The organism is Kribbella sp., assembly GCF_035655035.1.
Lineage (GTDB): Bacteria > Actinomycetota > Actinomycetes > Propionibacteriales > Kribbellaceae > Kribbella.
Window position 1 is genome coordinate 1 of record NZ_DASRVN010000408.1, and the last position, 2,863, is coordinate 2,863.

General features: G+C 68.9%; 3 protein-coding genes. 2 read left to right on the top strand and 1 reads right to left on the bottom strand.

The genetic code is table 11. From position 1 onward, the window contains the following. Positions 1-235: 235 nt before the first annotated feature. The gene (gene sigJ, locus VFF46_RS22955) at positions 236-1,093 is read left to right on the top strand and encodes an RNA polymerase sigma factor SigJ (protein WP_325039252.1); all 858 of its coding nucleotides are present in this window, start codon (positions 236-238) and stop codon (positions 1,091-1,093) included. On the opposite strand, the gene VFF46_RS22960 is transcribed toward sigJ, so the two are convergent. Continuing rightward, positions 1,067-1,963 (bottom strand): diacylglycerol/lipid kinase family protein, encoded by an 897-nt coding sequence (locus VFF46_RS22960; RefSeq protein WP_325039253.1) that lies wholly within the window; start codon positions 1,961-1,963, stop codon positions 1,067-1,069. The two genes, sigJ and VFF46_RS22960, sit on opposite strands and share 27 nt — an antisense overlap. 37 nt (positions 1,964-2,000) lie before the next feature. Between VFF46_RS22960 and VFF46_RS22965 the strand changes: the two genes are divergently transcribed. Next, the coding region (locus VFF46_RS22965) for a serine hydrolase (protein ID WP_325039254.1) at positions 2,001-2,863 on the top strand (863 nt) is incomplete at its 3' end.

Sequence of the window (2,863 nt, forward strand, 5' to 3'; positions counted from 1 at the left end):
AGCGGCATCGGGAACGGTGCGATCCCGGTCTGGCCGGTGGCGATCAGGCGAGCGCGGGACATGGTGGCCTTCAGGATGCCGGAGATCGTGAAGACCACCGCCAGCGCTCCGGTGAAGATCCAGACGATTGTGTTCATGCAGATTGCAGACGATCCGACGATCCGGTCTGTGACACTGTCAGACACTGTTGGACATTGTCACGGAGAGGATGCCTCGATCGTCTGAGACGGGTGTGATGGAGGAACTGAGGCCGCTGCTGCTGTCGATCGCGTACCGGATGCTCGGAACGTTCGGGGACGCGGAGGACGTCGTCCAGGAGGCGTACCTCCGGCTGCACCGCGAGCCCGAGGTGGCGTCACCCAAGTCGTTCCTCACCACGGTCACGACCAGGTTGGCGATCGACCAGCTGCGGTCGGCACGGCGGCAACGGGAGCAGTACTTCGGGCCGTGGCTGCCGGAGCCGGCCGTCGACGAGTACGTCGACCTCGCGGACCGGGCCGCGCTGTCGGACTCGCTCTCGACCGCGTTCCTCGTCGTCCTCGAACGCCTCTCCCCCGACCAGCGCGCGGTGTTCCTGCTCGGCGACGTGTTCGGCTACTCGTACGACGAGCTGGCCGTCATCCTCGGCAAGACGCCGGCCAACTGCCGGCAGCTCGCCGTACGCGCCCGTCGTAGGATTGCCGACAATCGACCGCGCTTCGACCCGTCCCGGGAAGAACGCGACGAACTCCTCCGGCGCTTCGTCGCGGCCGCCGAGAACGGCGACCTCGACGCCCTGGTGGCGCTGCTCACCCCCGACGCCAGCTTCACCGGCGACGGCGGCGGCAAGGGCGGCTTCCCGCGCCCGGTGCACGGCGCCCCCAACATCGCCCGCCTGGTGATCGGCGCGTTCGGCAAGTTCCGCGACCTGAGTACCGAGCCGGTGCACGTCGGCGGGCAGCCGGCGCTGCGGATCCACGACCCCGCGGACCGCACTATCGCGATCTGGTCGTTCGTCGTCGCCGGCGGCCGGATCAACGCCGTCCACGGTGTCGTCAACCCGGACAAGCTGACGCACGTCCAGCCGTCACGGCGCCCGGACGACGAGCGATGACGGGTCGGCCTCCGCGACCAGCGACCGCCCGTCGGAGACGATGTCGCCGTCGAGCTCGCGGCGTACCGTCCGGTCGGCACGAACCTCGATGCGGCGGCCGGTGAACCGTTCGATGTGGCGTTCGCGCCAGGATCTGACCACCAGCCCGAGCACCAGGCGGAGCCAGTGGCTGATCCGGCGCGGGGCGAGCACGACCAGATCGATCCGGCCGTCGTCGGGTTCCGCGTCCGGCAGCAGCGGGATGTTCGCCTGCAGGGTGCCGACGTTGCCGATCACCACCGTGCGGGCGCGACGGCGTACCAGCGGCCGGTCGTCGACGACGATCTCCACGTGCACGAACGGATGGTTCAGGTTCTTGATCGTCGACACGACGTACGCCGCCCAGCCGACGCGTTTCTTCAGGTCGTCCGGCGCGTCGTCGATGATCGCGGCGTCCAGCCCGAGCCCCGCCATCACCACGAACCGGCCGGCCGGCAGTTCGTCGCCCTCGACGAGCACGCTGTCGATCCGCCGTTCCGAACCGTCGAGCAGCGCCGTCAGAGCGTCCTCGAGCCCGAGCGGGATCCCGAGGTTGCGCGCCAGCAGGTTCCCGGTGCCGCCCGGCAGGACCGCGACCGGGATCCCGGTCCGCGCGAGCTCGGAGCAGACCACGCGCACGGTGCCGTCACCGCCCGCGACCAGCACCAGGTCGACCTGATCGTCGATCGCGCGCCGGGCCATCGTCACTCCGGCGTCGTCCGCGGTCGTCTCGAGCCACAGCGGGTCCGCGTACCCGCGCGCGCCGAGTGCCTTCCGGACCGTGTCGCGGAACTCGTCGCCGTCGACCTTGACCGGGTTGACGATCACGGCTGCTCGGCTGGCAGAACTCACCTGATATTTCCCCGTTCGGAGAGATAGCGTGCTGTTGGTGAGCAGACTTCCACGCAGTACGCCAGAAGCCCAGGGCCTGTCCGCCGCGGCGCTCGACAGTTTCGTCGGAGCGCTGGATGCGGGACAGCCGGAGATCCAGACAGTCATGCTGGTGCGGCACGGACAGGTGGTGCTGGAGGAGGCGTGGGCGCCGTACCGCCTCGACGACCGCCACCTGCTCTTCTCGGTGTCGAAGAGCTTCACCTCGACAGCGGTCGGCCTCGCCGTCGACGCAGGATTGTTGACAATCGACGATCCGGTCATCTCGTTCTTCACCGCGGACGAGCTGCCGGAGACGATCAGCGACAACCTGGCCGCGATGAAGGTCCGGCACCTGCTGACGATGACGACCGGCCACTCGCAGGACACCGTCGAGGCCCTCAGCCGCGACCGCCGGATGGTGAAGATCTTCCTCGGCCTCGAGGTCGCCCACGAGCCCGGCAGCCTGTTCGTCTACAACAGCGGCGCGACCTACATGCTCTCCGCGATCTTGCAGCGCCTGACCGGGGAGAACCTGCTCGACTACCTGCGGCCGCGGCTGTTCGAGCCGCTCGGCGCCACCGAGGCGACCTGGCAGGTGTCGAAGGAGGGCATCACCGTCGGCGGCTGGGGGCTCAGTCTCAACACGGAGTCGCTCGCCTGCTTCGGGCAGCTGATGGTCCAGCACGGCGAGTGGGACGGCAAGCAGCTCGTCCCGGCCGAATGGTACGAGGCCGCCACCTCGAAGCAGGTCACCAACGACGCGGACAACCCGGACTGGAGGCAGGGATACGGCTTCCAGTTCTGGCGCGGCCGTCACAACACGTACCGCGCCGACGGTGCGTTCGGGCAGTTCATCCTGGCGTTCCCGGAGTACGACGC